Here is a 25,540-nt window from a genome sequence, read left to right as displayed (position 1 = left end):
GCAATCCCAGCGAAATGGCATCCAGCTCCCAGGTTCCACCCAGCCTCGTGCGTCCGGCCGCCCGTCAGGCGAGGTGGTGCGTCTCCGCGAGGGCGTAGACCGGGGTGTCGATGCCCTCCATCCGCGCCTTGAGCTGCAGCGCCAGGTAGCGCGAGTAGTGCCTCGACTGGTGCAGGTTGCCCCCGTGGAACCACAGGTTGTCCTGCCGGGTCGGCTTCCACATGTTGCGCAGCTCGCCCTCCCACGGCCCGGGGTCCTTCGTCGTGTCGGAGCCGAGTCCCCAGCACCTGCCGACGGCGTCGGCGACCTCCTGGCTGATGAGTCGGGCGGCCCAGCCGTTCATCGAGCCGTAGCCCGTCGCGTAGACGACGGCGTCCGCCTCGATGCGCGTGCCGTCGGTGAGCACGACGGAGTGCTCCTCGAGGTGGTCGACCTGGCCGCGCACGAGACGGATCGCGCCCTTGGCCACGAGCTCGGAGGCGCCGATGTCGATGTAGTAGCCCGAGCCGCGGCGGAGGTACTTGAGGAAGAGCCCGGAGTCGTCGTCGCCGAAGTCGAGGTCGAATCCGGCCGCCTCCAGCGCGGCGTAGAAGTCCTTGTCCTGCTCGCGGATCGCGTCGAACGCCGGGCGCTGGAAGTCGGCGAGGATCTTGTACGGGATCGACGCGAAGACGAGATCGGCTGTGTCGTGGTCGATCCCGGCCGCCACGGCCTCCTCCGAGTAGAGCGGTCCGAGCACCTTGTCCATGAGCGAGTCGGACCGCACGATGTGGGTGCTCGACCGCTGGAGCATGATCGGCTCGGCGCCGTTCTGCCACAGGTCCGCACAGATGTCGTGCGCCGAGTTGTTCGACCCGACGACGACGACCCTCTTGCCGACGTAGCGAGCGCCGCCGGGGTGCTGGCTGCTGTGGTGCTGGTCGCCCTGGAAGACGTCCTGCCCGGGCAGCGTCGGCACGCTGGGGATGCCGCTCATGCCCGTCGCCAGCACGAGCTGCGCCGGGTGGAGCACGACCTCGCGCCCCTCCCGGGTCACGTGGACGGTCCAGCTGCCGGCGTCGGCGTCGAAGGTCGCGGACGTCGCCTCCGTGCTCGTCCAGTAGTCGAGCTCCATGACCCTGGTGTAGCTCTCGAGCCAGTCGCCCATCTTGTCCTTGGGCGTGAAGACCGGCCAGTGGTCGGGAAAGGGCAGGTAGGGCATGTGGTCGTACCAGACCGGGTCGTGCAGGCAGAGCGAGTGGTAGCGGCTGCGCCACTGGTCGCCCGGCCGCGCGTGCTTGTCGATGACGAGCGTCGGCACGCCGAGCCGCCCGAGCCGCGCCGCGAGGCCGATGCCGCCCTGGCCGCCGCCGACGACGAGCACGTAGGGCTCGGCGTCGAGGCCGTAGGACTCGACCCGCTGGCGGCGCCGGTCGAGCCAGTTCTCGGTGGAGACGTTGACGCCGTGCTCGGCGCCCCGGGGGCGGCGCGCACCGGAGGGCTCCGGGTGGTCGCGCAGCGCCTGCGCGCTCGTCAGCAGCGTCCACGCGAGGCCGTCGCGCACCCGGACGAGGCCCTTGCCCGTGAAGGTCTCGTTGCCGAAGGTGAACCACGCCTCGTGCACGCCGTCGGCCTCCGACTCGCTCGTCACCTCGAGCTCGGCCGGCCACGCGCCGCGCCCGACCCCGGCGAGCATGGCCGCGACCTGCTCGCGCCCCTCGGCCGTGTGCAGGTTCCACGTCATGCTGAGCAGGTCGCGCCAGTAGCACTCCTCGCCGAAGAGGCCTGCGACCCGGTCGACGTCACCGGTCGCCAGCGCCTCCGAGAACCGTGCCAGCCACTCCCCTGCCGTTCGCTGCTCACCCATCGCCAACTCCTTCGTCCACGTGGTGGGGTCGGCTCGACGGTAGGCACCCGCACGCGCGCCGCACAGGGTTGCAGAACGTTGCAGCCCACACCCCACGTCGAGGGCGTATGCCGGGAGCTCAGCCCGCGTCGGCCCGCACCGTCGCGCGCGCGGTGAGCCGGTAGGGCCGGCTGTCGACGAGGCCACCGAGGCGCTTGCGCAGGCGCGACATCTCGACCCGGATCGTCACGGGGGTCGTGGCCCCGTCGAGGAGCGCCATGAGGGCGGCGGTGTCCAGGCCGGCCGGGTGCTGCGCGAGGAGGGCGACGATCTCGGCGTGCCGCTCGCTGAGGGCGATCTCGACGGTGGAGCCGGCCGTCGTCACGAGCACGCGGGGGCTCGGCCGGAGCACCACCTCGACGTGTGCCGGCGCGGCGTCCGCCTCGGCGAGCACCCATCCCCCGGAGATCCGCTCCGCCCGCACCTGGCCCATCTCGGGCACCCAGAGCGTGCCCTCGTGCAGGCTCGGAACCCAGACCCGCTCGCCGACGCCGTAGCCCTCCGCCCGGGCCACCCACCCGTGCGGGTCGACGACGACGAAACGGCCCGACCCGGCATACGGCTCGCTGGCACGCGCGACCCGGCGCAGGTCGCGCTCGTGCTGGCCGGTCAGGGTGTCGACGGCCTCGCGCACGGCCATCGTCACGAGCATGAGCGTGTGCGGGTGGGCCGTGCGGAAGGCGCCGCTCAGGGTCACGACGCCGAGCGGCACACGCGCGCGTCGGTCGAGGATCGGCGCGCTCGTGCACACCCACGCGTGCTGGTCCTCGCGGGCGTGCTCGGGCCCGAAGATCTGGACCGGCCGCCGTTCCTCCATGGCCGTGCCGAGGGAGTTCGTGCCGACGTCACCCTCGCGCCAGCGGGCCCCCTCGACGAAGCCGAGCCCGTCGCTGCGCCGGCGGATCGGCGAAGGCCCGAACATCCACAGCGGGTAGCCCTCGTCGTCGCTGACGACGAGCTCGTTGCCGGCCTCCTGCGCGAGGGGCAGGAGTCGGTCCTTGAGGATCGGCACGACCGACCCGAGCAGCCGGGAGCGCTCGCGCCGCGCGAGCAGGGCGTGGTCGGAGATCGGGGTCGAGATCTTGTCGCCCTCGGGCGACTGGCGCAGCCACGAGCGTGCGACGACGCCACGCGCACCGGCCGGCACCTCGTGCGTGTGGGCCCACGCCCGGTGCAGGCGCAGCAGGTCGCGAGCCTTGGCGGTGGGGTCCTCGAAGGCGGTCAGGGCCGCTTCGAGTCCGGAGGCTGTGGACATGCGCACCTTCGCGACGTCGACGCACGGGTGTGTGTCTCGCACGGGCGGCGTGGCACACGGCTTTCCGGCATGGTGGCACGCGCGCACCGCCGTTGGGTAGGGATCGTCCCGTTCAGCCGCCGAGGAGGCGGCGCCACCACGGCGTGCGCGCCTCGTTCGCGGCCTGCTGGGCCGCGACCCGCCGCTCGCGCGCCGCGCGCTGCTCCAGCTCGACGCGCGCCCGCAGCGGGCGCCACTGCTCGACCATCTCGTCGACGTCGACCGTCCTCGCGATCATGGGCGGGAGGTTGCCGACGGCGGGACGCAGCCGGTCGGCGAGCACGCGCTTGTTGTAGTCCTCGACGATCTCGCGCACCTGCGCCTCGGTGCGGACGTCCGCGAGCGACTCCGGGTAGCCGGCGGCCTCCTTGCGCAGGGCGAGCGCACCCGGCAGGGCGCCGCCGAGGTCGAGGTTCTCGCGCGCCGCGAAGCGCTTGACCCACCAGTCCGGGTCGCCCGAGTCGCTGAGGTCGAGGGGCTTGCCGGCGCCGGGCAGGTTGTCGAACTCGCCCCGCTCCTGCGCCTCGCGGATCTGCTTCTCCACGGGGCTCTCCCAGTACGGCTGGCCCGTCATCGCTCCACGGTAACCGACGGGTCAGGGGCGGGGGCGAGTCGGGCGACGCCGCCTGCCTCGCCGAGGGCGAGGCCGCCCTCGACGGTCGTCAGGGGCTGCGGCACGCCCAGGACCTCGAGCAGGCGCTGCTCCTGGTCCATCGCCTCCGGCGGGCCGGCCATGCGGGTCATGACGGCGTCCGTGACGGTGAGCACCCCGTCGGCGACGGCATACCTGCCGCCGAGGCGGTTGACCCCGGTCGATCCACCCACGCGTCCGTCGTCACCGAAGGTCAGCTGCGGCCGGGGCTCCGACGTGGCCCGGCCGACGATCTCCACCACGAACCACGACGTGCCGGCCAGCGTGACGTCCGAGCTGGGCACCATGGTCCGAGCCAAGCACACCTCGCTCGTCCGTGGCGAGAACCCGGGTGCGGCAGGGTGCCTGACGGTGGACAACTCTCCCGTCGGGATTCGAACACTTGTACTAAAGGAGCATGAGCAGCGCGGCGCGGATCGAGCAGGACTGGGAGCACGTGGTGCTCCTCGCCGCCGACCTGCACGACGCCCACGCCCGCCTCGTCGACTTCGTCGTGGCAGTGCTGGCGGACGGGTCCTGGCAGGCCGCCGGGCTGCGCTCACCGACCCACTGGCTGATGCTGCGCGTCGGGCTGTGCCGCGCGCAGGCCGATGCCGTCGTGCTCCTCGCTCGGCGTGCCGAGGAGCTGCCCCTGACGCTCGCAGCGCTGCGCGACGGGCGGATCAGCCTCGACCAGGCGGCCGTCGTGGCCCGGCACACCCCGCCCGAGTTCGACTCCGCCGTCGCCGAGTTCGCGCAGTACGCCACCGTGACCCAGCTGCAGCGCAGCGTCAGCCGCTACGACTTCACCCTCGGCGACCCCGAGCCGGACGATGACCGTGGCCCCGACCCGGTGCCCGATGCCGACGGCGAGCACGGCGAGCACGGCGAGCACGGCGAGCACGGCGAGCACGGCGAGGCGGACGGCGATGGGCAGGCCGAGGACTCTCGAGGCAGCGAGCCCGAGGACGGGCACGACGACCTGGGTCCGAATGCTGCCGCATCGAGCGGCGAGGCAGGATCCGGAGCGGGACAGGACGTGGGCGGACAGCCGGAGGCCATGGGCGGGCCGGCGCGGACGGCGGCGCAGCCCGAGGCGGTCGAGCCGGCGCACCCGAGCATGGGCTACGACGAGCACGACCGGTTCCGACTGCGCTACGACGCCCCCGCCGAGATCGGCGCCCTCGTCGAGGCCGCCCTCCGGGAGACCAAGGACCACCTCTTCCGCGCGCTCAGCACGTCCCTCGACGAGGACGGCGAGCCGCGCGACCGGAGGTCCCTCGATGGTGACGTGCTGGACCCCGACCACGACGTGTGCGCAGGAGGCCGGCCACGGATCACCTGGGCCGACGCCCTGGCCCTGATGGCCACCCGGTCGCTCGACGCCTCCGGCCGCACGCACTGCTCCAGAGAGTCGGGGCCCGGCGAAGGCTGTCCCGTTCAGGACGCAGCCTCTCTGTCGACCGGTCCACGTCCGACGACCGCGCCTGGCGCAGCGGCCGATCCACGTCCGCCCGTACCGGCCACGTCGGGCCCGCCCGACGCCCCGGAGGCACCTCCGACGCGGTGGCCGGGGTGGGCACGATGGGCGCGCTACCGCGTGCAGGTCCACCTCGACACCGAGGGCGCGTGGCTGACGGGCCGACCTCGGCTGCCGCAGCACGTCACCGACAAGCTGACCTGCGACGGCACGCTGACCCCGGTGTGGGAGACCGCGGGCCAGCCCGTCGACCTCGGACGCAGCTACCGCGTCGTGCCGGACCGCCTCCGCGACCTCGTCCTGGACCGTGACCGCGGCTGCCGCTTCCCCGCCTGCGCCACGAGGCACCACCTCGAGATCCACCACCTGCTGCACTGGCGCGACGGGGGCCGCACCGACCTGGACAACCTCCTCGCCCTCTGCCCCTTCCACCACGACGGCCACCACCGCGGCGAGTTCACCATCGCCGGCGACCCCACGCTCCTGGACGGCCTCACCTTCGAGACCGAGCACGGCCTGCTCATCGGCCCGCCCGCGCGGACCAGGCCTCCGGCGCTGGCCGTCGTGGCCCGCCCGGCCGAGAACCCGTCCACCCGGAGCGACCGCACCACCGTCGCCACGGTCGGCCGGGGAGGCGCACCCTCGACCGGACCCGCTGCGCGCCTCGGCCGGCGCTATCCCGCTCCCTCGGGTGAGACCCTCCACCTCCACCTCGTCGACTTCACCCCTCAGGTCGCGGCCGGCACCGAGCAGGACTGAGGCCACAACCGCCCCGGCCGAGGCCCGACGGTGTATCAGTGGCGCGGACCACCGTCACCTCATCCGTGGACGGACGCGTCGACCCGCACGCATCGCGAACCAGACGGAGAAGGTGTCCCATGCCACTCGAGGACTACGGGGTGCTCGTCGGACGCGCGGTCGGCCAGCACCGTGAGAGCGGCGTCGACTCACCGCACTTCCAGATCCACGTCGTCGACGACGGCGGCCACGACTTCCGGATCGCCGTCAACGTCATGTCGCAGCAGTCGCCGTCGGAGCTGCTCTACCTCGTCGACGACCACTTCTCGCACCCCGTGCTCGACCAGCTGCCGGCCTCGGGCTGGACCTCGCTGGCGAGCCGCCCCGGGGGCGGCGGGCTCGACTTCATCCGCGGCAACCTCTTCGACCACACGCGGATGCGGTTGCTGCCCCCGGATGCGAGCGGCCCCGACAACGACCTCTCCGACCTGCTCGGCCTCTACGTCTCGCGCGCGGTCGACGACCCCGAGGCCCGACTGTTCGTCTTCGGCGAGCGCTGGGGACCCGAGGCATCGGTCGCCGACAAGGTCTTCGGGTTCCGACCCGGCAACGGCGTCCACGACATCCACATGAACCAGGGCAACAGCGGAGCCTTCACCGGCGACGACGGCGTCTGGCAGGACGGCGGCCTGCTGCTCCGCTTCCCCGGGCAGGACCAGTGGGTCGGGATCTTCCTCGCCTTCCAGAGCCAGGCGTGGCACACCGACGACACGACCGGCCACACGGTCAGCGGCCCGACGGGGCCGAGCGGCCCGACCGGACCCACCGGACCCACCGGACCCACCGAGGCCCCGCCGCGGGTGCGCATCGTGGCTGCTCTCGTCAACCCGAACGGGCCGGCGCCCGAGCGCGAGACCGTCACCCTGGTCAACGCGTCGTCCGAGCCGGTGGACCTCACCGGCTGGCAGCTCGCCGACCGCCTCAAGCACCCGGCACCCGTACTCGTCGGCACCGACGCGGCGACCCTCCAGGCCGGCGAGGCGCGGCTCGTCATGCTCACCGGCGAGGCGGCCCTCGGCAACGGTGGCGGCACGATCACGCTGCTCGACGGGGAGGGCCTCAAGGTCGACGGGGTCTCCTACACCAAGGCCCAGGCCGCCCGCGAGGGCTGGACCATCGTCTTCTGAACCGGGTCAGGCGTCGGGGTGCTCCGCTCCCGCGGACGTCGCAGCGCCGGCACCGGCGTCGGCATCGGCGTCGGCGTCGGCACGGCGCTGGCGCCGGGACTGCACGATCGCGATGACGAGGCAGGCGAGCAGGCCGAGCAGGAAGAGCGGCAGCGCCCCGAGGTAGCCGAAGAAGAGCACCGCGTCGGCGGGCGTCAGCGTGCAGCCGAACCCGATGCCGCTGCACTGGCCCGACGCGTTGTGGTCCGGCAGCACCACGTGCAGCACGAGCACGAGGACGGCCGGCACCACCCACAGGAGGCCGAGGGCGATCAGGTACGGGCGGACGCTGCGTGGTTCCACGCCCCCACCGTGGCGCACGAGGCCCGCCCCGGCATCCGCACGGGTGCTCAGGAGGGGCGCCCGGGAAGGGTGCTCAGGAAAGGCCCTCAGGAGGGCGCCAGCTCCTTGCGCAGGTGCACGTCCGCGGCGTCCGGCGTCGGCACGCCCTCCCAGCGGAAGATCTCGCGGTAGCCCTGCCGCTCGTAGAACCCGGGCGCCTGGAAGGTGAACGAGGTGACGAACACGTGCGTGCAGCCGCGCGAGCGGGCCTCGGCCTCGAAGTCCGCGAGGAGCCGTTCGCCGAGACCTGCGCCACGCGCGTCCTCGCGCACCCACGTCATGCCGATGCCGGCCGCGACGCCCCACGTCCAGCCGCTCACGCCGGCGGCGAGCTCGCCCGAGGCGTCGTCGAGCCGGACGGTCAGCTCGCGCGCTGCGGGGGTGCCCGCCGTCGCCGCGGCGTTGACGGCGTCGAGCTCGTCGGAGAGGCGTTGGTCGAGGGCCGCGTCGGCCTCGCCGACGACGGCGCGGAAGTCCAAGGGCTGCGTCACGCCGCCTGATCCTGCCATGCCCGAGCGTGGGGCCGTGTGCCGTGGGCACCCCTGTGCGCCCACGGCATACGGCCTGGGTGACCGCCGACTACGCCCGCTGGTTGGAGCTGAGCAGCGCGGCGCCGCCACCGGGCACGTAGCCCTCGAGGGTCGAGGGCTGCGACACCCGGGTGTTGCAGTCGATGACGGAGTAGTGCAGGTGCGGAGCGGACGCGGCGCCGGTCTGGCCGGTGTAGCCGACGACGCGGCCCTGCGGCACCCAGTCGCCGGGCTCGAAGAAGGACTGGTTGAGGTGGGCGTACTGCGAGCACTGCCCGTTGGGGTGACGGATGATGACCTCGATCCCGTTCTGCCAGTAGGGCGACCAGTTCGAGACGACGATCGTGCCCTCCTGCGTGGCCGACACCTCGTAGTTCTCCGGCAGGGCGAGGTCCCACGCGTAGCGGTTGTAGGCGTCGGTGTGCGAGTAGCCGCCCCCGTTGCCCTGGCTCACGGTGTAGCTCTCACCCGCGGGGTAGGGCGCCTCGAAGTAGCCGGCGGCCGACGCCGTGCCGGCCCCGGTGAACGCGGTGGTGGCGGCGAGCGCCACGGTGCTGGCGAGGACGCCGAGCCGGCGGCGGCGCTGCTGCTGCTGCTGCTGCTTGATGGTCGTGGGCATGGTCGTTTCCTCTCGGAGGGGGGACTGCAGGATGGGACTGCAGGGTGGGACTGCGGTGAGCTGCGTCGTGGTGCTCGGCGCTGCGCCCAGTCCAGACGTCGGCGGGGGCGGGCGGCAATCCTTGAAGGGGCGGGCTTCATCGACACGGTCGGCCCCCGCGTCAGGACCGCCCCCGGTGGCGGGGCCGGCCGCCCCGTGTCACGGTGAGGGAGCCCCGGTTGGACGCCGCCATCGGTGAGGAGCGATCGCGTGCTGCGCTACGAGATGACCCCCATGGACGTCGTGACGTGCCGTTTCGGCATCTCCCCGCTCAACGAGATGTGCCTGTCGTTGCGAGGGCTGCGCGCGCCGGGGACGTATGCGTCGTCCGTGGCCGAGTCGTTCCTGCACCGGCCCGAGGCGAGGCCGCACCGCAGCACCCTGCTCGCCCTCGTCAACGACGAGCTCTCGACGCCCGACGTCGTCAACCCGCGGCCGGAGTCGCCGTCGCCGCGCCTCACGAGCGAGCTGCGGTCGCTGGCCGCCGCGCCGCCGCGGGCCCTCATGCACGACCTCGACCGCCTCTGGCCCGGCTGCCCGCCGCCGGCGGTGAACGGCCCCTCCGCCGCCGTGCTGACCCGCGTCCTCGTCGCCCTCGAGGCCTACTGGACGTGGGCGTTCGCGGCCTTCTGGCTGCGCCACCGCAGCATCCTCGAGGCCGACGTGCGCCATCGCGCCGCGCGGTCGGCCGGCTTCGGGCTGCTGCAGGCGCTCTCGGAGCTCCACCCGAGCATCAGCGTCGACGAGACCGCGCTGCGCGCGCGCAGCCGGATGGGCCCGTCCTACGCCGCGCCGGTGCGCGGGCGCCAGGTCGTCTTCGTGCCCTCGCTCTTCACGCTGGCGGCCTCGCACCCCTCGAGCGACGCCGCCCCGCCGATGGTGATCTACCCCGCCCGCGGGCAGCGGCAGGCGGTGCGCCCGGACTCGCCCGTGCGCGCGGCCGCGCTGCTGAGCCGCGCCAAGGCCGACCTCCTGGCGGCCCTCGCCGAGCCCCGCACGACGACCGAGCTCGCGGCCGCGCTCGGCAAGACGCCCTCGGCGGTCAACCAGCAGCTGCACGGCCTACGGCGGGCCGGACTGGTGCGCGGCGCGCGCGCCGGCAAGTCGGTCCTCTACTCCGCGACACCGGCCGGCCACGCCCTGCTGGCACCCGCCGACGGGCCGGTCAGAGCCGGGCGATGACCTCGTCGAGCATGGCCTCGGTCAGCTTGCCCGTGAAGGTGTTCTGCTGGCTCACGTGGTAGCTGCCGAGGAGCCGCACGGTGCGCCCGCCCGGCAGCGTCAGCACCGCCTCCGCGCCGTGGCCGAAGCGGGGCTTGGGGGTCGGCACCGACCAGCCGCGCCGTCTGGCCGCGCCGAGCGCGGCGTCCCAGCCGATCGAGCCGAGCGCGAGCATCGAGCGCAGCCGCGGCTCCGAGAGCTCGAGGTCGCGGTCGAGCCACGGGGCGCACGTCGCCTTCTCCTCCGTCGTCGGCTTGTTCGCGGGAGGCGCGCAGCGCACGGTCGCGACGATGCGCAGACCGGTCAGCTCGAGTCCGTCGCCGGAGGCCACCGACGTCGGCTGGTTCGCGTAGCCGCCCCGGTGCAGGGCCGCGTACAGCCAGTCCCCCGAGCGGTCGCCCGTGAACATCCGGCCGGTGCGGTTGGTGCCGTTGGCCGCCGGCGCGAGGCCGACGACGAGCACCTCCGCGTCCGGGTCGCCGAACGACGGCCCCGGCCTTCCCCAGTAGGGCTGGTCGGCGAACGAGGCCCGCCGCCCGTCGATCGCGACGTGCTCGCGCCACGTGACGAGTCGCGGGCAGGCGCGGCACACGCTGACACGGGCGTCGAGCTCCCGGATGCCGTCCGCACCCTCGGCGAGCCGCCGCACCTGGTCCGCGGTGGTGGCCACCGGGGTGCGAACCGTCGCCGGGTCGCCCGGCCAGCCCGACCCCGGCGGCACGGGAGACGGGAACAGCTCGCCGGTCACCGGGTGCGGTGCCGGGTTCGGCATGGAGGTCGGTGGCATGGAGGACGATGGCATGGTGGTCACGGTAGGCCGACGACGCCGGGAGTGAACCTCGACGGGGCCCGGGGCGTCTCCGCTGTGGGACGGATGACGGGCCGAGGACGACGGGCCGAGGACGACGGGCAGAGGAAGGGGGGTGACGCGGCATGCCGCTCGACGACGAGGCCGTCGCGGAGATCTACCGCGAGCACGGGCCGATGCTCCGCCGGGTCGTGTGGCGCGCGACGAGCGACCCCAACCGCGTCGAGGACATCGTCCAGGAGGTCATCCTCCGGGTCTGGAAGCAGGCGCCCGCGGCCGACAACCTGCGCGCCTACCTCATCACGACGGCCCGCCACCTCATCGTCGACCAGCACCGCGCAGCCGGCCGGCGCCCGCAGCAGACCCAGCTCGTCGAGGTCGCCGAGGCCGACGTCGCCCTCGACCGGGCGCTCGACCAGGTGCTCGTCGAGGAGGCCCTCGGCCGGCTGCAGACCAACCACCGCGACATCGTCCGCTGCCTCTACTACGAACGCCTCACCGTGGCGGAGACCTCCGACCGGGTGGGCATCCCCGAGGGCACCGTGAAGTCCCGGGCCTACTACGCCGTGCGCAACCTGCGCGTCATCCTCGACGAGATGGGAGTGACGAGATGACCACCGACCCCACCGACCTGCACGTGCTGCTGGGCGCGTTCGTGCTCGGTGGCCTGTCCGACGCCGACCACCGCGCCTTCAGCGAGCACCTGCGCACGTGCGCGCAGTGCCAGACCGAGCTCGGGCAGGTCTCGGGCCTGCCGCGCCTGCTCGACCTCGCCGGTCCCACCGGGGGGCCGCACCTCTCGGCGCCGGAGCCCGGCGCGCCCGAGGAGGTCGTCCGCGGAGCCGGTGAGGACCGGGTGGCGAGCCTGCTGACGGCGGTGGCCGCCCGACGCCGGCGCCGGCGCGCGGGGCTCTCGCTCGCGGCCGCGGCTGCGGCCGCGGCCGTCTTCGCCGGGGGCGCCTGGCTCGGTCCGAGCCTCTTCGCCGCGGACACACCGGCCCTGCCCACGACGCACGTCGTCGCGGCGCCCGCCCCCGGCAGCGCGGTCAAGATCGACGTCGCCCTCGTCACCCGCGGCTGGGGCACGCAGCTCGACATCGACTGCGAGGACATGCCGACCGACGGCGAGCTGCTGCTCTGGGTCGTCGACCGCAACGGCCGGGCCACGACGGCGGCCTCGTGGCGGGCGACGCCTGCCGGCTACTCCCGCGTCACCGGCGCGACGGCGTTGCGGCCCAACGAGATCCAGACGCTCGAGGTGCGCACCGGCACCGGTCGCGTGCTGGCGTCGGCCCGCACCTGAGCTGGGCGCGCTGGGGGCCCGGTCCGCGACTGCGCAGGTCGACGACTCCGGGCCCTGACGGCGGTTAACGTACCTCAACGGGCCAGCCGCCCAAGCGTGTCGGGTGTGGTGCGGGGCCGCCCCCTTGGGCCCCGCACCGATCCCCTGCCCGTCAGTGCGCGCCACAGGCGCGCTGATACACGCGTCCCGACCGATGCGTCAGAGGCCCTCGGGGAGCGTCGTCGCCGGCGGGGTGACCGTGACCGCCGCCCCGTCGAAGGTCACCTCGCTCAGCCACATCGTGCGGCCGGGCACCTCGGAGCCGATCGAGTCCGGCGCCCAGGCGTGGTAGGCCATCAGCACCCGCCCATCCTGCTCGAAGAGCGCGCAGTGGCCCGGGCCGGCCGCGACGTCCGTGCTCGTCAGCACCGGCTCGTCGTCCTTGCGGAACGGCCCCGTGGGCGACGACGCGGTCGCGTGACCGACGGCGTACCTGTCGCTGCCGTAGTCGTTGGCGGAGTAGAAGAGGTGGAAGACGCCGTCGCGCTCCCAGACGTAGGGCGCCTCGACGAGCTGCCCCTCCCACGGCAGGTCCTGGCGGATCAGCCGCTTCGGCTCGCCCTCGAGCCGCAGGCCGTCGGGCGACAGCCGCTGCACCGAGATCCAGGTGTCCATGCCCACGGCGTTGCCGTCGTTCTTCCAGTAGAGGTACGCCGTGCCGTCCGACGCGACGAAGGGCGAGGCGTCGATCGAGCCGCCCTGCTCCTCCTCGCAGACGAGAGGCTGGCTGCTCGTGTCGCGGTAGGGGCCCTTGGGGTCGTCGGCGACGGCGAGGCCGATGCACTGGATGGCCGGGTCGGGCGCCATCGTCGTGTAGTACATGACCCACCGGTCGCCGAAGCGGTGCGCCTCCGGGGCCCACACCTTCCCCGACGTCGACCACGACGCCACCTGCGGCAGGGCGTCGCTGCCCTGGCTCCACGTCGCGAGGTCGTCGCTGACGAGGGTCTGGACGTTCATCCCGTTGCCGTTCGTGGCGATCGCGACCCAACCGTCACCGTCGGGCAGCACCTGCGGGTCGGGGAAGTTGCTCGGCCACACCGGGTTCGTCGCGGCGGCCTCGGTCGGATCCGAGGGCTGGGCGGGTTCGGGGGTCACGGCGGGGGTGGACGGGGTCACGGGTCCTCCGGAGGGGCTCTGGGCGCCGCCCCCGCAGCCGGCGAGCAGCACGGCGGCGAGGGCAGCGGTGGCGGTGGAACAGGTGGCGCGGCGTCTCATCCGGCGCGGCCCGCGCCCGCGTCGGCCGGCCAGCGGGAGGCGTAGAAGCGCAGGTGGTCGACCGCGGCGGTCACGGCCGGGGACGCACCGCCGTGTGCGACGAGGCCGATGCGGGGCGAGGTGCCGGCCCGGAAGGTCCACGTCGCGCCCCACGTCCAGTGCGTGCCGTCGCGGCTCGTGCCGGCGCGGTAGAGGTGCTCGCCGGCGGCGTTGCGGTGGTGCGCGAGCCGCAACCACAGGGTGGGCGCCGACGTGCCGACGATGGCGCCGCCGTAGCTCGTCGGGCCGTCGGGGTCGCCCGGGTCTGCGGCCGTCTCCCGGCCGAACTCCGTCTGGCGGGTGTTCCAGATGGCGACGTTCGAGAGCCGGGCGAAGTCGTCGTCGTCCTCGTAGGCGACGAGCCCGACCTGCTGGTAGTTGCGCACCGTGTCGACACCGAGGTCGAGGGTCGTCTTCGCCTCGGCGATCCAGTCGCCGTCGCCCGGGGTGTCGTGGAGCAGCACGCTCGCCGTGTTGCCGTCGCCGACGAGGTCGGTGCCCTCGACGGGCCAGCGGAGGCTGCCTCCCGAGACCGTGACGGCGGGGTCTCGCCGCACCCAGCTGAACCCGGCGAGGATCGGGTCGTCGAAGTCCTCCGACGACAGCAGGGCTCCGGCACGCGGCTCGGCGGCGAGGCGCCGGGCGTCCTGCGCCTTCGGCGTGACGACGACGTTGTCGACGACCGCGCCGGCGCTCACGAGGCGCACGGCCGGGCCCGTGCCCGTGTTCGCGCCCGTGCGACCGGCCCGGTGCGCGGCCGCGCCCCTGGAGCGGTCGTCGCCGGCGTCGTGTCGGGCGTCGGTGTCGACCGCGACGCGGGCGACGACGTCGGCGAGGTCGCTCTCGGAGACCTCGGCCGTGACGCCGTCGCGCCCCGTCTCGATCGTCAGCGTCCGCCACGCCCCGGCGGGCAGGGTCGGCAGCGCGGTGGACAGGGCGCGTGGCCGGCCACGTCCGTCGACCTGCGCCGTGAGCCGGCGGTGCCTCGGGTCGAGGGTGACCGTGACGGCGGTGTCGCCCCCGACCTGCACCCGGAGCGGCTCGGCGCCGCGGTGGTCGAGGCGGACGTGCAGCGGCCCCGAGGGCGCCGGTGCCGTCGTCGACGCGGTGCCGCGGACGAGCCCCGTGCGCCCGCCGACCGGGTCGACCGGGCCCCGGGCCAGACCGCGGAAGCCCCGCGCGGCCGGGTCGGTCGCCGTGATGCCGAGGCCCGACGCGAGGCTCGGGGCGAGTTGGCGCGTGTCGGACGGGCCGGCGCCGGCGCGCGTGCGCGGCCAGCCGTCGACCCAGTCGAGCCGGTCGAGGAGCATCGGCCGGCGGTTGATCCCGAAGGGCTGCGCCAGCCACGGGTTCGTCCGGTCGATCGCGTGGTACGCGACGAAGTCGCGGCCCTCCGCGTCGGTGACGACGGCGTGGTGGCCGGCGCCGACGAAGCGGTTGCCGTTCTGGGTCAGCACGAGGGTGCCGCCGACGCGCGAGGTGAGCAGCGACGTGCCCTCCGCGTCGACGAAGGGCCCCATCGGCGAGCGTGACCTCCCGGCGAAGACGGAGTAGCCCGTCGTCGGCCCGGCGCAGCAGTTCGCGGCCGACGCCATGAGGTAGTACCAGCCGCCGTGCCGCACGACGTAGGAGCCCTCGTAGCGGTTGTCGATCGCGACCTGCGTGGCGTCACCGACCGGCGTCAGCCCGTCGGCCGACATGCGCGTCGCCCACAGCCCGCCGAAGTAGCTGCCGAAGTAGAGGTAGCGCTGACCGTCCGAGTCGGTGAAGCCGGCCGGGTCGAACGTCCAGAGGAACCCGCCACCCGGCGCCGGCCGGGGTGGGACGGCCGGCGCGGGGGCGGGAGTCCAGGGGCCCGACGGCGAGGGCGCCGTGGCGGCGCCGATCGCCGCGTCGTCGCCAGGGTTGAGCGTCGTGTCGGTGACCGTGAAGTAGAGGACGTAACGGCCTGCCACGTAACGGATGTCGGGCGCCCACAGACCCGCCGACGCGGTCGCCCACGCCGGGCGGTTCGTGTCGTCGAAGACGGTCCCGAGGTACTCCCAGCTCGACCAGTCGCGGGTGCGGGCCATGTGCATCGCCCCGGGGGCGTCGCCGGCCCGCAGCGGGTCGGACGTCGCGTAGGCGTACCACCAGCCGTCCTTCCCGCGGATGACCGACGGGTCGGCGAAGGTGTCGGAGAACGGGTCCGACACGGCGTTCTCGTACGTGGCGCGGTCCGCCGGGCGCGGTGACCCGGCGGCCACGCCGGGCGCAGCCGCCGTCACACCGACAGCGGTGGCCAGTGCTGCGAGGCAAGCGGTTCCACGGCGGAGGCCGCGGGTCCGTTGGGACGTCGGTGTACGCATACGGACTCCTCAGCCCTTGACGCCGCTGCTCGCGACGCCTTCGATGACGTAGCGCTGCACGAAGACGTAGAGCGCGAGGACGGGGATGGCCGCGAGCATGGCGCCCGCCATGACCACGGGGTAGTCGATCGTGTACGCGCCCTGCAAGCGGCTGAGGCCGGCGGGGAGCGTGAGGCGCTCGGGCGAGAAGAGCACGTAGATGGGCCAGATGAAGTCGTTCCAGTTCGCGAGGTAGCTGAGCACGCCCAGCGTCACGAGGGCCGGCTTGGCGTTGGGCAGCACGATCGACCACCACGTGCGGAAGGGTCCGGCGCCGTCGAGGCGGGCGCTCTCCTCGAGCTCCCTCGGCAGGCCGAGGAAGAACTGCCGCATGAAGAAGACGCCGAAGGCCCCGGCCGCCCCGGGCACGACGAGCGCCCAGATCTGGTCGAGCCAGCCGAGCTTGTCGAGCAGCAGGAAGTTCGGCATGAGGAAGATGAAGCCCGGCACGAAGAGCGTGAGGATAATGACCGTGAAGATCGCCTTCTTGAAGCGGAACTCCATGCGCGCCAGGGCGTAGCCGGCGAGCGAGCACACGACGAGGACGAGCGCGGCGTGCATGGTCGCGGCCGCCATCGAGTTGAGGAACCACCGCAGGACCGGGCTCGCGGCGTCCTGGAAGAAGAGCACGTCGAAGGCGCGCAGGCTCGGCTCCGACGGGAAGTAGGTCGGTGGCACGGTGCGCGACTCGCTCGCCGACTTGAACGCCGTGAGCAGCACGAGCAGGAGCGGACCGATGAAGACGAGGCTGAGAGCCCCCATCCCGACCCAGAAGAGCGGTCCGTTGCGGCGCTTCACGACGCCTCCCCCTTGGCCTTCTTCTCGCGCAGGAGCCAGAAGTTGAGCAGTGAGACGAGCGCGAGGAAGACCGCGAGCACGTAGCTCATGGCCGACGCCTGGCCCATCCGGTACTGCGAGAGGCCGAGGTCGGTGATCTCCATGATCGCCGTGCGCGTCGAGTCGCCCGGCCCGCCCTTGGTGATGAGGTAGCTCTGCCCGAACATGTTGGCGCTGGCGAGGATCGTCGTGACGACGATGAAGACCAGCACGGGCCGCAGGCCGGGGATGGTGATGTAGCGCAGCTTCTGCCAGGCGCTCGCTCCGTCGATCTCGGCCGCCTCGTAGTGCTCCACGGGGATGTCGGCCAGGCCGGCGAGGTAGATGACGGCGTTGAAGCCGATCGTCCACCAGATGGTGACGGCGGCGAGCGAGATCCACGCATACGGCTGCTCGGTGGTCCACGCGGTGTCGTCGGGCAGCCCGAGGGCGCCGAGGAGGCCGTTGACCATGCCGAACGACGGGTCGAGCAGGTAGCGCCACATGAGGCCGACGACCGCCACGCCGAGCACGAACGGCGCGAAGAAGACGGCCCGGAAGAAGGTGCGCCCCGGGAACTTCCGGTTGAGCACGATCGCGAGCAGCAGCGGGAGGCTGACGAGGAACGGCACGCTGATGACGACGAAGATGCCGGTCGCCTTCATGCCGTTCCAGAACGGCTCGAACTGCGGCGAACCGCTGTCGAGCAGGTCGGCATAGTTCTGGCCGCCGACGAAGGGCTTGTTGGGCAGCAGGAAGTCCCAGTCGTGCAAGGAGATCCAGATGCCGAGCACGCCCGGCACCGCAACGAAGGTGAGGAAGAGGACGAGGAAGGGGGTGAGGAAGAGGTAGGGCGTCCACCGTGAGCCGTGGATGCCGGATGTCGCTCCTCGGGAGCGCCGCCCGCCCGGCGCGGGCGGTGCTCCCGAGGAGGGTCTCGTGGGCTGTGCCGTCGTCACAGCCATCGGGTCAGCCGCCGTACTTCTTCGCGTTGGCCTCGAGGATCTTGGTGGCCCGGCCCGCCGCGTCGGAGAGGACCGTCTTCGGGTCCTGCCCGCCGAGGATGGCGGCGTTGACGGCCTTGTCGAACTCCGGCATGGCGTCGCCGATGCCGGCGACGGCCGGCGGGAAGTGCAGGTCGTCGATCTGGGTGGCCAGCGTCTCCTGGTCGGTCAGCGCCTTGAACTCGGCCGAGTCGCGCACCGAGTTGCGGGCCGGCACCTGGCCGCCCTTGGCCCACTCGAGGCTCTTCGTGCTGATCCAGTTGAGGAAGACGCGGGCGGCGACCTGCTTGTTCTCGTCGGACGTGCGCATCGTCGGCAGCACGAACTGGTGCGAGCCGGCCCACGCGGCCTTCTGTCCGCCGATGTTGGGCAGCGGCGCGACACCCCACTCGAGGCCCGACTTCTCCTTGAGCGTGTTGATCGTCCAGATGCCGTTCCAGTTGAACGCGGTCCGGCCGTTCTGCAGCGCCACGATGTCGGCGTCCTGGGCGATCTTGCCCGCGGAGTAGCCCTTCGTCACGAGGTCCTGGAACCACGTGACCGCCTTGACGCCGGCGTCGTCGGCCCAGAGCACCTGCTTGGCGTCGTCGGAGAAGAGCGCCCCGCCGAACTGGTAGATGAGCGACTGGATCGACAGGCCGCCGGTGAAGGGGAACGGGCTCGCCCAGTGCCCCTCGACGCCCTTGCCCTTCATCGTCTCGAGGGCCGCCATGTACTCGTCGGCCGTCATCGGCGGCTTCTCGGGGTCGATGCCGCCCTTCTCCATGACCGTCTTGTTGTAGAAGAAGCCGAGCGGGTGCACGTCGAGCGGGATCGAGTAGCGCTTGCCGTTGTAGACACCGGCCTTCCACGGCACCGGTGCGAAGTCGCTCTCGTCGAGCTTGAGCGCCGTGGCGACGTCGTCGAGCGGCTGGATGACGTTGCGGGCCGCGTTCGTCGCGACGGAGTCGACGTGCATGATGCCGATCTCGGGTCCCTTGCCGGCGGTGACCGCGGCGGGCAGCTTGGCGTAGTAGTCGGCCCACTGCATCGTGTTCATGCTGACGGCGATGTTCGCGTGCTCGGAGTTGAACTGGTCGACGAGCCGCTTCATGAACGGGCCGTCGCCCCCGGTGAAGCCGTTCCAGAACTGCAGGGCGACCTTGGGGCCGGCGTAGCCCGTGGCGCCGCCGCCGGCGGAGACGGCGGGTGCCTGGCCGGGGACGGCGCCCGATCCCGAGCCGCAGGCGGCGAGACCGGCGATGCCGGCGAGGCCGAGCGCCCCGGAGAGGACGGTGCGTCGCGAGAGCGGCGAGGGTGAGGTCGTGTTCGTCATTGAACGGTCCCTTCGGAGAGGCGGATGCAGTGCCATGAGGTGGGTGGCAGGGTTGCCGTGAGCGTGCTGCCCGCGACCGCCGCGTCCCCCGGGCGCGGCGTGACTCGGTCGGGGTGTTCCTCGGTGTTCGTGGCCGAGGTGTCGTCGTCGTGCAGGGTGAGGTGCTCGACGAGGGCGTATGCCGTGTCGTGGCCGCCCACGGCGGCCGCGACGTCGAGCGTCAGCGTGGTGGCCTCGGTGCGGCTGCGGTTGACGACGAAGACCGCGAGGTCGCCGGTCTCCTCGTCGTGCGTGGCCGTGACGACGACCTGGTCGACGGGGCCGAAGGCCTTGGTCTGCACCACGTCGCAGACGACGGCGGGGCGCAGGACGGTGCCGCGCGCATACCGTGCGGTGAGGGCGAAGGGGTGGAAGATCGTCTGGCGCCACGCGCCGCCCCCGGCCCGGGTGGCGATGGGGGCGATGACGTTGACGAGCTGCGCCTGGCACGCCATCGCGACGCGGTCGGTGTGCTGGAGCAGGGTGATGAGGAGGCTGCCGACGACGACGGCGTCCGTCACGTCGTAGACGTCCTCGATGAGCTCGGGCGCCTCACGGATGGCGAGCGAGTTCTCGCCGTCGAAGCGGCCCTGGAACCACACGTTCCACTCGTCGAAGCTGACCATGATCCGCTTGTCGGACCCCTTGACCGCGGCGACGTGGTCGGCGGTCGCGACGACGGACTCGATGAAGCGGTGCATGTCCTCGCCGCTGGCGAGGAAGGAGTCGACGTCGCCGTCGACGGGCTCGTAGTAGGCGTGCGCCGAGATGTGGTCGACGAGGTCGAAGCAGCGCTCGAGCACGACGCGCTCCCACGTGCCGAAGGTCGGCATGCCGCGGTTGGAGGAGCCGCAGGCGACGAGCTCGAGGGTGTCGTCGAAGCGACGCATGGCGCGGGCGGCCTCCTCGGCGACCCGGGCGTACTCCTCGGCCGTCTTGTGGCCCATCTGCCACGGGCCGTCCATCTCGTTGCCGAGGCACCAGACGCGGATGTCGTGCGGCTCGGTGTGCCCGTTCTTGGCGCGCCGGTCGGGCCAGCTCGTGCCCGTCTCGGCGTTGCAGTAGAGGAGCAGCTCGACGGCCTCCTGGATGCCCCGCGTGCCGAGGTTGACCGCCATCATCGGCTCGACGCCGACGCCGCGGGCCCAGTCGACGAAGTCGTCGGTGCCGACCTGGTTCGTCTCGACCGAGCGCCAGGCGAGGTCGAGCTGCGTGGGACGGTCGGCCTTGGGGCCGACGCCGTCCTCCCACCGGTAGTTGGAGACGAAGTTGCCCCCGGGGTAGCGCACCGTCGTCACGCCGAGCTCGCGCACGAGCTGCGCGACGTCGGTGCGGAAGCCCAGCTCGTCGGCGTCGGGGTGCTCGGGCTCGTAGATGCCCGTGTAGACGCAGCGGCCCATGTGCTCGACGAAGGAGCCGAAGGTCCTCGGGCGGACGGGCCCCACCGTGAAGGCGGGGTCGAGCCGTACCGTCGCTTCTCCCATCCGGTCCTCCTTGACCGATCGGTGCCGGGGTCGTGCCGTCGTTGCCACGGTTACCCAGCTGGCGTGTGCCTGAAAATTACAACGGTTACCGAAATCTGTCCAGACCCCTGCGCGCGGGCGACGGGTGGGCTGCGGGTGGGGCGCGGGCACGCCCGACGGGCGCTAGCCTGTCCCTCGGACGACGGAGGGGCGAGCCCTCCGGGCACGGACGGAGGCACGGGTGGCGGCGCGGCTACGGGACGTTGCGGAGCGTGCCGGCGTGTCGGTCAAGACCGCCTCGAACGTGCTCAACCACCACCCGCACGTCAAGGCCAGCACCCGCGAACGGGTCGAGGCGGCCATGGCCGAGCTGCACTACCGGCCCAACCTGTCGGCCCGCAGCCTCAAGCACGGTCGGGCCGGCTTCCTCGCGCTCGCCGTGCCCGCCATGGACTCCCCCTACTTCGCCGAGCTCGCGGCGCGCATCACCGAGGAGGCGGCCGCCCTCGGCTTCATCGTGCTGCTCGACGTGACCGGCGGTGACGCCGACGCCGAGCGGGTCGTGCTCGAGGGGATGCGCTCGCACGTCATCGACGGCGTCATCTTCTCGCCCCTCGCCCTCTCGGCCGACGAGATCGGCCGACGCGCCGACAGCCTCCCGATGGTGCTGCTCGGCGAGCGGCCGGTGCCGACCGGGTTCGACCACATCGCCGTCGACTCCGTCGCCGCCGCCCGGGCAGCGACGGAACACCTTGTCGCGCAAGGTCGCCGGCGGATCGCCGCTGTCGGCCGCGAGACCACCAAGGGCACGGCCTCGGCGCGCCTGCGCGGCTACCGCCAGGCGCTCAAGGCGGCCGGCCTGCCCTACGACGCCGACCTCGTCATCGGCGTGCCGCACTTCGAGCGCGCCGACGGGCACGCGGCCATGCGCGAGCTGCTCGCCCTGCCGGAGCCCCCCGACGCCGTCTTCTGCTTCAACGACCTCATGGCCGTCGGGGCGCTGCGGGCCTGCGTCGAGGCGGGCGTGCGCGTGCCCGACGACGTCGCCATCGTCGGGTTCGACGACATCGCGGAGACCCGCTACTCCAACCCCACCGTCACGACGATCTCGCCCGACCTCACCGGCCTCGCGCGCGCGGCCCTCGAGCTGCTGACCCGCCGCATCGACGGCGACGACGGCCCGGCCGAGGAGGTCGAGGTCGCCTGGAGCCTCGAGGCCCGAGAGACGACCCTCGGCGTGCCCGCCCGCCCCTGAGCCGCCCGCCCTGGGCCGCGAGGCCCTCGACGCGGAGGCCGACGCGTGCGAGGGTGGCGACATGGCTGAGGACCCCTCGATCCAGGACCGCATCGGCTCGCTCATCGACGAGGAGCACCGGCTGCGCGCCGCCCTCCAGTCGGGTGAGATCACGCCCGACGAGGAGCACGCCCGGCTGCGCAGCGTCGAGGTCGAGCTCGACCGGTGCTGGGACCTGCTGCGGCAGCGCCGGGCCAAGCGAGAGTTCGGCCAGGACCCCGACGACGCGCAGGTGCGCAGCGAGCGCACCGTCGAGGGGTACACCGGCTGACCCGAGCGCGGGTCAGCCGGCGGCGAGCCCCAGCCCGTGGCCGAAGGGGAAGAGCGGGTCGTCGTAGCCCGGCACGTCCTCGCCGTGCGCGCGCACCTGCTCCATCGACCGCGGGAGGTCGAAGGGCAGGCGGCCGGTCGGCGCGATGGTGCCGGTGAGCGCGTCGAGGAGCGCGTCGTCGCTGCTGCCGTAGCTGCCGACGACGGCGGTGGCCACCCCGAGCAGCGGGGTGAGGACGGCGGGCCGGTCGAGCACGACGTCGACGACGAGCGGGCAGACGGCCGCGATGCGCTCGAGCCGCGCGATCAGACCGGGCGGGAAGTCGAGCGAGCCCTGGTGGAACCACGACTCGAGGAAGAGGTCCGACCGCGGGTCGAACGGGGCGGGCAGGCGCACGATGGCGACGTCGGCGTCCTCGGGACGGTCGACGAGCTTGCCGTGGCGCACGACGGCCTCGGGCGAGACCCGCTCGGCGTAGATCTTGAGGCCCTGCTCGAGGGGCAGCCGGTCGTCGGCGTTCTGCAGCACCGTCACCGACCGCGCCTGGGCGGCGTACCCCTCGGCCCGGAAGTCGGGTCGCCCGACGGTGGCCGACGCGGCGTCCTCGTCGACGTAGGGGTTCTCGAAGAGGCCGAGGCGGAACTTCACGGCGAGGATGCGCCGGGCGGACTCGTCGACCCGCGCCTCGCTGACGCGGCCCCGGGCGACCAGGTCGAGGAGGAGCTCGACGCACTCCTCGCCGCCGAACTGGTCGGCACCGGCCTCGAGGATGAGCTCCATGCGCCCGTGCGGGTCGAGGTGCTCGACACCCCACGCACGGGCCGGCAGCACCTGGTCGCCGACGTGGTTGTCGTTGACGAGCTCCCAGTCGGTGACGACGACACCGTCGTAGCCGAGCTTCTCGCGCAGCAGGCCGGTCACGACCTGCTTGTTGTAGCCGAAGCCGACCGGCTCGATCGGCTCCCCGTCGATCTCGAGGGCGATCGGCATGCCGTAGTAGGGCATGATCCCCGCCGTGCCGGCCGCGATGATCGGCGGGAACGGCTTGAGGTGGTCGGTGAACCGCCCACCGGGGTAGACCTGCTCGCGGCCGTAGGGGAAGTGGGCGTCCTCGCCGTCCTTCTGCGGCCCACCTCCCGGGAAGTGCTTGCTCGTGCACGCGACGCTCGCCGCGCCGAGCGCATCCCCCTGGAAACCCTTGAGGTAGGCGACACCGAGCTCGGTCACGAGGTCGGGGTCCTGCCCGAAGGTGCCGGCCTGTCGCGCCCAGCGCGGCTCCGTCGCGAGGTCGAGCGTCGGGTGCAGGGCGGCCCGGATTCCGACGGCGACGTACTCCTGCCGCGCGATGTCGGCGAACCGGCGCACGGTGTCGGGGTCGCGCAGGGCCGCGAGGCCCAGCGGCTCGGGCCACTGCGAGAAGGCCCCGGCGGAGAACGACACCCCCACGTTGTCGATGAACGCGTGACGCGGGTCCGTCGACACCGTGACGGGGATGCCGTGCGGCGACTGCTCGGCGAGGGCCTGCAGCGCATTGCTCCACCGGGCCGCCGTCCGCGGGTCGTCGAGGGCGTGCACGTTGAAGTGGCTGAGGTGCTTCTCCAGCACGACGGTGCTCGTCGGCGACTTGCTGATGGAGCCGGGGTGCTCGAGCACGGTGCCGTCCGCCCCGGCCTCGATGACCGTCTGGAACATCAGGCCGACCTTCTCCTCGAGGGAGAGTCGGGCGAGCAGGTCGGCGACCCGCTCCTCGACGGGCAGCCGGGGGTCCTCGTAGGGATCCATCCGGCCGTTGCCGTTGAGGTCGCGGTAGGCGACGCCGTCCTCGGTCGTGCTCAGCTCGGGTCGCACCGGGGCTGCCTTTCGTGGGGGGGAGTGATCTCTGGGGTCGGCCGTCAGGCCGGGCCCGCACCGAAGCGCTCGATGCCGATGACGGGACGCAGCCGTCGCTCGACGGCCTTGCTGCTGAAGGCGCGTCGGATGACGTCATGCCCGAGCACGTTGCCGGCGGCGCCCATGATCATGGCCTGGTCGAGCGAGAGGTAGCGCCGGGCCACCGTGCCCGAGCGCACCGCCACCGCGTCGAAGAAGCCACCGCGGCCGTAGGCGTCGAAGTCGCCCTGCAGTCGCGCGAGGTTGGCGTAGGCCTCCCGTGGCTCGTGCATCATCGCGAGGAACGAGGCGTGCGGCGTGACGACGCCGTCGCCGAAGCGCGGCGTGGCGTTCGTCGCCGGTCGGCAGTCGCCGAAGCCCGGGTCGTAGTTCGTCATCTCCTTGTCGGAGAAGTAGCCGTCGGGGTTGAGGCCGAGGGCGTCGACGCCGTACTCGCGGTAGCCCGCGAACGGGTCGCTCGACGGGCTGAAGCCCCAGTAGCCGTAGCCGGCCTCGTCGAGACCGTGCTCGCGCTGGGCCCGCACGTGCAGCGGGTGGTTCAGACCCCAGCTGCGCGGCGCCCAGCGGGCCTCGTCGACGAAGACGTCGGGCATGAGCTCCTCGAACATGCTGCCGCCCCAGCCGGGCACGACGTGCATGCCGCGGTAGGTGTAGGCGCCCTCGAAGACGTCGATCCCGAAGTAGGTGCGGTTCACCCCGGTGGGCTGCGACTCGGGCCACGACCAGTCGCAGGCGTCCGGGAAGGTGCGCCACGTGGCGTAGTACGCCGTGGCCGGGACCTGGCCGGTGATGATGCCGAGGTAGGTCGTGATGCGCGTCTCCGACACGGCCGTGTCGTAGTGGTGGGTCGTCAGCCACACGGGGTCCCCGCCGATGTGGGTGCCCTGGTACGTGCCGCCGGGGCGCCCGTCCTCGTACGGGTAGAAGCCGCCGTGCATGAGGCCGCCGGGGCGCACCTGGTGAGCCGGGTCGCTGTTGTCGTCGTAGAAGGCGTCCCACCGCATACGGCCGAAGATCTTGCGCGCGAGGGGCGCTGCCGTGCGGTCGGAGCCGGCCACGACGAGGAGGGCGGCGCCCAGCCAGCCGTTGTCGACGCTCGAGCAGAAGCGGTCGACGCGGTCGCCGGAGCCGGGCCACGAGAGCAGCGCCTTGCCGGTGGCCTCGTCGTACCAGTTGTAGTACATCCCGCTCGGGGTGTGGTGCTCCATCCGCTCGACCGTGGTGAGGGTGCGGACCAGCCGCGCGCTCGCCTCACGCGCCGAGATGACGCCGAGCTCGCGGGCGGCGATCGTCGACCACAGGTAGCCACCGATGTTCGTCGGCGACGTGTAGCCCGACCGGTCCCCCGCCGCGAGCGACTCGGGGATGTTGTCGGCGGGCAGGCCGGTGCGGGCGTCGGTCATCGCGACGAGGCTGCGCCACGTGTCGGAGGCCCACCGCTGGACGCGGCGGCGGTCGAACGCGAGGCCGCCGCGGCGCACGAGCGCCGGGGCGCCTGCCGCCGTCGCGGATGCCGTCGGCGCGGTGGAGGCTCGGGCTGCCGGGGCGAGCGCGAGGGCCGCGACGGAGGCCGCGCCGCCGACGATGAGGCTGCGCCGGCTCGGGGTGAGCAGGGTCTGCGGGGTGCGGTCGGTCCTGTCGGTCATGTC

The 25,540-nt window shown here is 73.0% G+C and carries 23 protein-coding genes; 7 read left to right on the top strand and 16 right to left on the bottom strand.

Going from position 1 to position 25,540, the window contains the following annotated elements; genetic code table 11:
- Window positions 1-64: 64 nt before the first annotated feature.
- The 4 genes from ABD979_RS02670 to ABD979_RS02655 form a co-directional block, all read right to left on the bottom strand.
- Entirely contained in the window at window positions 65-1,846 is a 1,782-nt protein-coding gene (locus ABD979_RS02670; protein ID WP_345505885.1) for an NAD(P)/FAD-dependent oxidoreductase, read from the bottom strand.
- A 118-nt stretch (window positions 1,847-1,964) separates the two neighbouring features.
- Window positions 1,965-3,140 (bottom strand): helix-turn-helix domain-containing protein, encoded by a 1,176-nt coding sequence (locus tag ABD979_RS02665; protein WP_345505884.1) that lies wholly within the window; start codon window positions 3,138-3,140, stop codon window positions 1,965-1,967.
- 112 nt (window positions 3,141-3,252) lie between these two features.
- On the bottom strand, window positions 3,253-3,753 hold the full coding sequence (locus ABD979_RS02660) for a DnaJ family domain-containing protein (protein ID WP_345505883.1): 501 nt from the start codon (window positions 3,751-3,753) through the stop codon (window positions 3,253-3,255).
- Window positions 3,750-4,118: an META domain-containing protein gene (locus ABD979_RS02655; protein WP_345505882.1), complete on the bottom strand. Its 369-nt coding sequence runs from the start codon at window positions 4,116-4,118 to the stop codon at window positions 3,750-3,752. The genes ABD979_RS02660 and ABD979_RS02655 overlap by 4 nt, the downstream gene beginning before the upstream one ends.
- Before the next feature lie 110 nt (window positions 4,119-4,228).
- Between ABD979_RS02655 and ABD979_RS02650 the strand changes: the two genes are divergently transcribed.
- Window positions 4,229-6,049 (top strand): HNH endonuclease signature motif containing protein, encoded by a 1,821-nt coding sequence (locus ABD979_RS02650; protein WP_345505881.1) that lies wholly within the window; start codon window positions 4,229-4,231, stop codon window positions 6,047-6,049.
- Between the two features lie 119 nt (window positions 6,050-6,168).
- Entirely contained in the window at window positions 6,169-7,215 is a 1,047-nt protein-coding gene (locus ABD979_RS02645; RefSeq protein ID WP_345505880.1) for a DUF2278 family protein, read from the top strand.
- Window positions 7,216-7,221: 6 nt separating this feature from the next.
- On the opposite strand, the gene ABD979_RS02640 is transcribed toward ABD979_RS02645, so the two are convergent.
- The 3 genes from ABD979_RS02640 to ABD979_RS02630 all read right to left on the bottom strand — a co-directional run bounded on the left by ABD979_RS02640 (window position 7,222) and on the right by ABD979_RS02630 (window position 8,745).
- Window positions 7,222-7,557, bottom strand: coding sequence for a hypothetical protein (locus tag ABD979_RS02640; protein WP_345505879.1), 336 nt, complete (start codon window positions 7,555-7,557; stop codon window positions 7,222-7,224).
- Window positions 7,558-7,643: 86 nt separating this feature from the next.
- Window positions 7,644-8,087, bottom strand: a complete 444-nt coding sequence (locus ABD979_RS02635; protein ID WP_345505878.1) for a GNAT family N-acetyltransferase — start codon at window positions 8,085-8,087, stop codon at window positions 7,644-7,646.
- 88 nt (window positions 8,088-8,175) lie between these two features.
- Entirely contained in the window at window positions 8,176-8,745 is a 570-nt protein-coding gene (locus ABD979_RS02630) for a M23 family metallopeptidase (protein ID WP_345505877.1), read from the bottom strand.
- A gap of 249 nt (window positions 8,746-8,994) precedes the next feature.
- On the opposite strand from ABD979_RS02630, the gene ABD979_RS02625 reads away from it, so the two are divergent.
- Window positions 8,995-9,966, top strand: coding sequence for an ArsR/SmtB family transcription factor (locus tag ABD979_RS02625; protein ID WP_345505876.1), 972 nt, complete (start codon window positions 8,995-8,997; stop codon window positions 9,964-9,966).
- Here the strand turns inward: ABD979_RS02625 and ABD979_RS02620 are convergent.
- On the bottom strand, window positions 9,950-10,807 hold the full coding sequence (locus ABD979_RS02620) for a uracil-DNA glycosylase (protein WP_345505875.1): 858 nt from the start codon (window positions 10,805-10,807) through the stop codon (window positions 9,950-9,952). The two genes, ABD979_RS02625 and ABD979_RS02620, sit on opposite strands and share 17 nt — an antisense overlap.
- 131 nt (window positions 10,808-10,938) lie before the next feature.
- On the opposite strand from ABD979_RS02620, the gene ABD979_RS02615 reads away from it, so the two are divergent.
- Both ABD979_RS02615 and ABD979_RS02610 read left to right on the top strand, forming a co-directional pair.
- Complete coding sequence (locus tag ABD979_RS02615) at window positions 10,939-11,427, top strand: sigma-70 family RNA polymerase sigma factor (protein ID WP_345505874.1); 489 nt, start codon at window positions 10,939-10,941, stop codon at window positions 11,425-11,427.
- A complete protein-coding gene (locus ABD979_RS02610; RefSeq protein ID WP_345505873.1) occupies window positions 11,424-12,116 on the top strand; it encodes a zf-HC2 domain-containing protein in 693 nt (230 codons plus the stop codon). Before ABD979_RS02615 ends, ABD979_RS02610 begins: the two co-directional genes overlap by 4 nt.
- A gap of 198 nt (window positions 12,117-12,314) precedes the next feature.
- Here ABD979_RS02610 and ABD979_RS02605 read toward each other — a convergent pair whose 3' ends face one another.
- The 6 genes from ABD979_RS02605 to arfA all read right to left on the bottom strand — a co-directional run bounded on the left by ABD979_RS02605 (window position 12,315) and on the right by arfA (window position 20,457).
- Entirely contained in the window at window positions 12,315-13,253 is a 939-nt protein-coding gene (locus ABD979_RS02605; RefSeq protein ID WP_345505872.1) for a glycoside hydrolase family 43 protein, read from the bottom strand.
- Window positions 13,254-13,369: 116 nt separating this feature from the next.
- Window positions 13,370-15,607, bottom strand: a complete 2,238-nt coding sequence (locus ABD979_RS02600; protein ID WP_345505871.1) for a family 43 glycosylhydrolase — start codon at window positions 15,605-15,607, stop codon at window positions 13,370-13,372.
- A gap of 162 nt (window positions 15,608-15,769) precedes the next feature.
- Entirely contained in the window at window positions 15,770-16,597 is an 828-nt protein-coding gene (locus tag ABD979_RS02595) for a carbohydrate ABC transporter permease (protein WP_345505870.1), read from the bottom strand.
- Window positions 16,594-17,580, bottom strand: coding sequence for a carbohydrate ABC transporter permease (locus ABD979_RS02590; RefSeq protein WP_345505869.1), 987 nt, complete (start codon window positions 17,578-17,580; stop codon window positions 16,594-16,596). The genes ABD979_RS02595 and ABD979_RS02590 overlap by 4 nt, the downstream gene beginning before the upstream one ends.
- 4 nt (window positions 17,581-17,584) lie before the next feature.
- Window positions 17,585-18,934 carry an ABC transporter substrate-binding protein gene (locus ABD979_RS02585; RefSeq protein ID WP_345505868.1) on the bottom strand — a complete coding sequence of 450 codons (1,350 nt, stop codon included), beginning with the start codon at window positions 18,932-18,934 and terminating at the stop codon, window positions 17,585-17,587.
- Entirely contained in the window at window positions 18,931-20,457 is a 1,527-nt protein-coding gene (arfA, locus tag ABD979_RS02580; protein ID WP_345505867.1) for an arabinosylfuranosidase ArfA, read from the bottom strand. Before arfA ends, ABD979_RS02585 begins: the two co-directional genes overlap by 4 nt.
- A gap of 220 nt (window positions 20,458-20,677) precedes the next feature.
- On the opposite strand from arfA, the gene ABD979_RS02575 reads away from it, so the two are divergent.
- Together ABD979_RS02575 and ABD979_RS02570 are read left to right on the top strand one after the other, a co-directional pair.
- On the top strand, window positions 20,678-21,691 hold the full coding sequence (locus ABD979_RS02575) for a LacI family DNA-binding transcriptional regulator (RefSeq protein WP_345505866.1): 1,014 nt from the start codon (window positions 20,678-20,680) through the stop codon (window positions 21,689-21,691).
- A gap of 61 nt (window positions 21,692-21,752) precedes the next feature.
- Complete coding sequence (locus ABD979_RS02570) at window positions 21,753-22,001, top strand: DUF2630 family protein (RefSeq protein WP_345505865.1); 249 nt, start codon at window positions 21,753-21,755, stop codon at window positions 21,999-22,001.
- A 12-nt stretch (window positions 22,002-22,013) separates the two neighbouring features.
- Here the strand turns inward: ABD979_RS02570 and ABD979_RS02565 are convergent, their stop codons facing one another.
- Entirely contained in the window at window positions 22,014-23,849 is a 1,836-nt protein-coding gene (locus ABD979_RS02565; protein WP_345505864.1) for a glycoside hydrolase family 3 protein, read from the bottom strand.
- 44 nt (window positions 23,850-23,893) lie between these two features.
- Window positions 23,894-25,537, bottom strand: a complete 1,644-nt coding sequence (locus tag ABD979_RS02560; RefSeq protein WP_425583911.1) for a glucoamylase family protein — start codon at window positions 25,535-25,537, stop codon at window positions 23,894-23,896.
- Window positions 25,538-25,540 lie beyond the last annotated feature (3 nt).

The organism is Terrabacter aeriphilus (genome assembly GCF_039542985.1).
Lineage (GTDB): Bacteria > Actinomycetota > Actinomycetes > Actinomycetales > Dermatophilaceae > Terrabacter > Terrabacter aeriphilus.
Note: the sequence above shows the minus strand (reverse complement) of the source record. Positions and strands in the feature narration are given on the sequence as shown.